5 protein-coding genes are annotated in these 5,968 nt (G+C 72.9%); 3 read left to right on the top strand and 2 right to left on the bottom strand.

All coding sequences use genetic code 11. From position 1 onward, the window contains the following. Together VMR86_19810 and VMR86_19805 are read right to left on the bottom strand one after the other, a co-directional pair. Positions 1-923: cytochrome P450 (locus VMR86_19810; GenBank protein ID HTO09308.1), on the bottom strand; the 923-nt coding region annotated here is incomplete at its 3' end. Continuing rightward, entirely contained in the window at positions 920-1,567 is a 648-nt protein-coding gene (locus tag VMR86_19805; protein ID HTO09307.1) for a helix-turn-helix domain-containing protein, read from the bottom strand. The genes VMR86_19810 and VMR86_19805, both read right to left, overlap by 4 nt. A 157-nt stretch (positions 1,568-1,724) precedes the next feature. Between VMR86_19805 and VMR86_19800 the strand changes: the two genes are divergently transcribed. The 3 genes from VMR86_19800 to smc all read left to right on the top strand — a co-directional run. Continuing rightward, positions 1,725-2,159: a YeeE/YedE family protein gene (locus tag VMR86_19800; GenBank protein ID HTO09306.1), complete on the top strand. Its 435-nt coding sequence runs from the start codon at positions 1,725-1,727 to the stop codon at positions 2,157-2,159. Beyond that, positions 2,159-2,590, top strand: coding sequence for a DUF6691 family protein (locus VMR86_19795; GenBank protein ID HTO09305.1), 432 nt, complete (start codon positions 2,159-2,161; stop codon positions 2,588-2,590). The genes VMR86_19800 and VMR86_19795 overlap by 1 nt, the downstream gene beginning before the upstream one ends. Before the next feature lie 81 nt (positions 2,591-2,671). Beyond that, on the top strand, positions 2,672-5,968 hold a 3,297-nt coding region (gene smc / locus VMR86_19790; protein HTO09304.1), incomplete at its 3' end, for a chromosome segregation protein SMC.

The raw sequence follows: 5,968 nt of genomic DNA, 5'->3' as shown, positions 1-5,968 counted from the left end.
GGTGAGTCGTAGCGCAGGCCCTCCTCCACGAGCGTGGGCACGAGGTCGGGCTCGCGCTGCACGCGCGCGAGCTCGGCCGGGTTCCGGGTGAGCGCGAGCACGGTGTTGCCGAGCAGGTTGGTCGTGGTCTCGTTCCCGGCCACGAGCAGGAGCAGCGTGAAGATGGCGACCTCGGGGGCGGAGAGCGTCTCGCCCTCCTCGGCGCGCACGAGCGTGCTGATCAGGTCCTCGCGCGGCGAACGGCGCCGCTCTTCGATGACTTGCGCGAGATACTGGAAGAGCTCGATGAAGGCGATCGCGGGCGGCGTGCGGGAGCGGGACGGGTCGCCGTCGCCCGACGAGGCCACGATCGCATCGGACCAGCGCTTGAAGTCGTCGCGGCGTTCGGGGTCGACGCCGAGCAGCTCCGAGATCACCGTGACCGGCACGGGGATCGCGAGGTCGGTGACCAGGTCCATCTCGCCCTTGCCGCGCACGTCGGCGAGGCACGCGCGCGCGATCTCGCGCACGCGCGGCTCGAGCTCGGCGATGCGCCGCGGCGTGAAGCCGCGGTTCACGATCGCGCGCAGCGCGTCGTGGTCGGGCGGGTCGGTGAACACCACCGACTTCGCGCCCACGAGATCCTGCGGCGGGAACGGGAGCGAGGCGATGAGCTGCGCGACGCGCTCGGGCGGGACGTTCTGCGAGGCGAGCATCATCGAGGCCGCCGAGGCCCGGCCGTTCGAGCGCGTGTAGCGCATGGCGCGCGACGAGAACGTGACCGGGTCGCGCAGCACCTCGCGCACCTCGCGCTGGCGCGCGACGGCGTAGAAGCCAGTCTTCTCGATGAAATGCACGGGCGCGGCGCGGCGCAGCTCGGCGTAGAACGGGTACGGGTCGCGCTTGACGTCGGGGTGCGTGGGGTCGAAGGCGGGGCCGGTCATGCGTGCTCCTTCTTTCGCGCGCGCTGCGGGCGCAATGAGTCGACGAGCTCGGGCACGTGCTCGGGCCGGAACAGGCCGTAGACGAGCAGCCGCTTCAGCTCGCGCGTGAAGCGGGCCGTGACGGCGGGGATCTCGCCGGCGTCGTGCTCGGCATGCGCGCGCAGCGTCCAGACGAGACACGCGCCCACGATCACGTGCGCGAGCATCTCCGGATCGACGCCGCCGTGGGCGTGCGGACCGCGCACCGAGCGCGCCACGTGCGTCACGGCCCGCTCCCAGGCCCGGCGCGGCAGGGGCTCGCCCGCGAGCGTCAGGTGCAGCGCGAGCCGCGCGATCTCGGGCTGCTCCGCGAACGCCTGCATCATGCCTTCGAGCAGCTCGAGCGCGGGGTGGGGCTGCTCCAGCCGGGCCTGCAGCTCCTCGCCCATGGCCTCGAGCACGGCGCTCGCCAGCTCGTCGCGCGTGCGGAAGTGCTGGTAGGCCGTGGTGCGGTTCAGGCCCGCGCGGTGCGCGACCTCGGACACGGTGAGTGACTCGGGCCCGCGCTCGGCGACCATGCGGCGGCCGGCGTCGAGCAGCCGCTGCCGGTTGCGATCGAAGTCGCTGCGCCGGCGGCGGGGCGGGGCCTGGCTGGTCTCGGCCATGGCTCCTCTTATACGGCGGGCCGTCTCGAAATTCAACACCACTGTTGATGTTAAAAGACTCGAAGCGGCCGATCGCCTCGCCTGGGGCAGCGCGCCCCGGGAAAGGCCTCCCGGCGCGCTTCCCCTCCCGGCACCCGGCCTGCACTCTTCGCGGCACATGATCGCGTCGAGCTTCACACCTGGGTCGAGTCTCGCCGGCGGCGCGCTGATCGGGCTGGCGGCGGCGCTGCTCCTGCTGCTGGATGGCCGCGTGGCAGGAGTGAGTGGCATCCTCGGCCGCGCGCTTGTGCCGCGGCGCGGTGACTTCGCGTGGCGGCTCGCGTTCCTCGCGGGCCTGCCGCTCGGGGCGAGCTTCGTCGGCGCGCTCACCGGGCCGCTACACGGCTTCGAGATCACGCACAGCACCGAGCTCCTGGTCGCCGGCGGAATGCTCGTGGGCTACGGCACGTCACTGGGCAGTGGCTGCACGAGCGGCCACGGGGTGTGCGGGCTGGCGCGCGGATCGAAGCGCTCGCTGGCCGCCACGCTCACCTTCATGGCCGCGGGCGCGCTCACCGTGTTCGTGATGCGTCACGTGGTGGGGACGCGCTGATGCCGGTGCTCGCGGCGTTCCTCTCGGGCCTGCTCTTCGGCGCGGGGCTGTTCATCTCCGGCATGACGAATCCGGCCAAAGTCCTCGGATTCCTGGACTTCGCCGGCAGCTGGGACCCGAGCCTCGGGCTCGTGATGGGCGGCGCGCTCGCCGTGAACGCCGCGGCGTTCGCGGTCACCCGGCGCCGCGCCCGGCCGCTCTTCGCGGAGCACTTCGCGCTGCCGACGCGGCAGGACTTCGACCGGGAGCTGCTCGGCGGGTCGGTGCTGTTCGGCGTCGGCTGGGGGCTGGTCGGTCTCTGCCCCGGGCCTGCGCTCGCGGACCTCTTGCGCGGGGAGTTGCCGATCTACCGCTTCGTCGGCGCCATGGCCGTGGGCATGCTGTTCGCGGGTGTGAGGCGTCTCCTTTACACCACCGAAGCCCCTGGGTAACCTCGCCGCAACTCATTCCTCCATTCCTCCTCCGAAGCCAGCGCCGGTCCTGTTTCTCCGCTCCTCCCCCCGGTCGTGAGGATGTGGCCGCGCGGTAGTCATGGCGGGGCTCGGTTGCGGATCCGATCACTAGAGCTCGTAGGCTTCAAGTCTTTCGCGGACAAGACCGTGTTCGCGTTCGACCGGGGCATCTCTGCGATCGTCGGCCCGAACGGCTGCGGCAAGTCGAACGTGATCGACGCGCTGCGCTGGGTCATGGGCGAGCAGAACCCGCGCCACCTGCGCGGCCGCGGCATGGACGACGTGATCTTCGCGGGCACCGAGAAGAAGCCCGCCGTCGGCATGGCCGAAGTGACTCTCACGCTCGACAACTCCGACGGGCTGGCCGCGCCGCCCTACGGCGGCTTCTCCGAGATCCAGATCTCGCGCCGGCTCTACCGCGACGGCGAGAGCGAGTATCTGATCAACAAGACGCCGGTGCGGCTGCGCGACGTGCTCGACTTCTTCCTCGACACGGGCGTGGGCACGCGCGGCTACACGATCGTCGAGCAGGGCCACATCGCCGAGCTCGTGTCGTCGAAGCCCGACGAGCGGCGGATCATCTTCGAGCAGGCCGCGGGCATCGGGAAGTACCGCCAGCGCCGCAAGGAGACCGAGTCCAAGCTGCGCGCGACCGAGCAGAACCTGTTGCGCGTGAACGACATCCTGGTCGAGCTGCGGCGCCAGATCGGCTCGCTCGACCGCCAGGCCGCCAAGGCCAACCGCTACAAGAAGCTGCGCGCCGAGCTGCGCGACCTGGAGCTGGTGGTCGCGCACGAGAGCTACGCCAGTGACTCGGGCCGGCTGCGCGAGGCGGAGCGCCAGCTCGAAGCGCTCCGCGCCGAGGGCGTGGGCCTCGACGCGCGCGCGGCCCGCGCCGACGCCGAGCTCGAGACCGCGCGCCGCGCGCACCTCGACCGCGAGCGCGAGCTGTCGCGCGCGAGCGAGGCGCTGTACGCGCTGCGCAGCCAGATCCAGTCGCTCGAGAGCCGCATCGGCTACGAGAAGCGCGAGCGGGCGGGGCTCGTGTCGCTGGCGGACGAGCGCGAGCAGGAGCTGCACGAGCTCGAGTCACGGCTCGCGGCCGACGGCGGGGCGCTGCGCGACGCGCTGGCCCGCCTGGCCGAGCTGGAGGAGCGCGTGCGTGCCGACGAGCTCGAGCTCGCCCGGCGCGACACCGAGCTGCACGACCACGCCGAGAGACTCGCGGCCGCGCAGGGCCGGCGCGAGGCGCTGCACGCGCGCCTGGTCGAGCTCTCGGCCGACGAGGCCTCGGTCGGGGCGCTCGCGGACAAGCTCGAAGAGCGGCGCGCCGAGCTCGAGCTGCGGCTGCGCGACAGCGAAGACGCGATCGAGCACGGCGCCCAGCAGGTCGAGGAGATCCTGCGCGACGAGGCGGGCCTCGAGGGCCGGCTGCGGCTGGGGCTGGCCGAGCGCGACGACCACGGCCGGCAGCTCGCCGAGTCACTGCGCCTGGCGGAGAAGACGCGCGAGCACGAGCGCAGCCTGTCGCGCGAGCTGTCCGCCGAGCGCGAGAGACTCCAGCTCGCCCACGCGCAGCTCGAGTCGCTGCGCGAGATCGAGCAGAGCGAGTCGCGGCGCGCGGCCGAGCTCCTGGAACGCCTGCCCGCCAGCGAGCGCGCGCGCGTGCGCGGCTGGCTGTCCGAGGCGCTGCGCAGCGCCGACGGCTACGAGACCGCGGTCGAGGCCGTGCTGGCGCAGCGGCTCGAGGGACTGCTCGTCGACGATGGCGCCACCGCGCTCGACCTCCTGCGCCAGGTGCGCAGCGGTCGTCTGGGCCGCGCCACGGTGCTGGCGCTCGACGCCGGCCGCGAGAGCGCGAACACGGGCTTCGTGCCCTTGGGCCGCCCGCTCGCCGACTTCGTGAGCGCCGACGCGCGCAGCGCCCCGGTGCTGCACCGGCTCTTGCGCGACGTGTATCTGGTCGACGACCTGGCCGACGCGATCTCGCGCTTCGGCGTCGACCACCCGCCCGCCACGTTCGTGACTCGCTCGGGCGAGGTGCTCGACCGCAGCGGCGCGCTCAGCGGCGGCTCGGGCGCGCCCGGCGCGCTGACCCGCGGGGCCGAGATCCGGCGCCTGTCGGCCGCCACGGCCGAGCTCGAGCCGCGCGTGGCATCGCTCGCGGCCGAGCTCACCGCCACCACGGCACGCATCGAGTCACTGGCGCGCGAGATCGAGAATACGCGCAGCCGCCGCCACACCGCCGACATCGCGGTGGTCAACGTCGAGAAGGACCTCGAGCGCATGCGCGAGCGCGGCAAGGCGGCGCACGACTCGCTCGAGCTGTCGAAGATCGACAAGCGCGGGCTCACCGAGTCACTCGAGAGCCTGGCCGAGGAGCGCGTGCGCGCGCTCGAGCGCCGCGACGAGCTGGCGCGCGAGCACAACCGCGCCGAGGCCGGCCGCGGCGAGCTGCAGCTCCAGCTGCAGAACCTGGCGCGCGAGCTGGAACGGGTGGAGCAGCGCGTGGTGCAGGCGCGCATCGAGCTGGCCGAGCTGGGCGCGCGCCGCGACCAGGAGACCCAGGCCCGCGACCGGCTGCAGACCGCCGTGGGCGAGGGCCGCGAGCGCATCGAGCGCCGGCGCGAAGAGGTGAGGGGCGCGCGCGAGCGCGCCGCCGAGCTCGCGCGCTCCGCGGAGCAGGCCCAGGTCGAGCTCGACGCCCAGATCCGCCTCGAGGAAGAGCAGCGCCGGCACCAGGCCGGCCTGCGCGACGCCTACGACGCCAGCGCCAGCGAGCTCGAGTCACTCGAGGTCGAGGTGCGCGCCGCCACGCGCGAGCGCGAGGCGCTGCGCGAGCGGCTCGCCGCGCACGAGCTGTCGGTGCACGACGCGCGCATGAAGCTCGAGCAGCTCGTGGCCGGCATCCGCGAGCGCTACGAGGTCGAGCTCGGAACCTTCAGCCCCGCGGCCGAGCTGCCGGGCACGCCCGAGGAGCGCGCGGCCGAGCTCGAGCGCGTGCGCCAGGCGCTGCGGTCACTGGGCGAGGTGCACCTGGGGGCGATCGAGGAGTACGAGGAAGTCTCCGAGCGCTGCCGCTATCTCAGCGAGCAGAAGTCGGACCTCGAGCTGTCGATCGAGCGGCTGCGCGGCGCGATCGCCCGCATCAACCGCACCAGCCGCGAGCGCTTCCGCGAGACCTTCGACGCGGTCGACAAGGTGTTCCAGACCGTGTTCCCGAAGATGTTCGAGGGCGGGCGCGCGCACCTGTCACTCACCGAAGACGAAGACGTGCTCGAGGCGGGCATCGAGATCCACGCCCAGCCGCCGGGCAAGAAGCTGCAGAACGTGAACCTTTTGTCGGGCGGCGAGAAG

Source organism: Myxococcota bacterium (genome assembly GCA_035498015.1).
Taxonomy (GTDB): Bacteria; Myxococcota_A; UBA9160; order SZUA-336; family SZUA-336; genus VGRW01.
This window is presented reverse-complemented; position numbering and strand designations above follow the sequence as displayed.

Coding starts and splice junctions, on each gene's coding strand:
- VMR86_19805 (HTO09307.1), bottom strand. CDS start 1,567: ATGGCCGAGACCAGCCAGGCCCCGCCCCGCCGCCGGCGCAGCGACTTC.
- VMR86_19800 (HTO09306.1), top strand. CDS start 1,725: ATGATCGCGTCGAGCTTCACACCTGGGTCGAGTCTCGCCGGCGGCGCG.
- VMR86_19795 (HTO09305.1), top strand. CDS start 2,159: ATGCCGGTGCTCGCGGCGTTCCTCTCGGGCCTGCTCTTCGGCGCGGGG.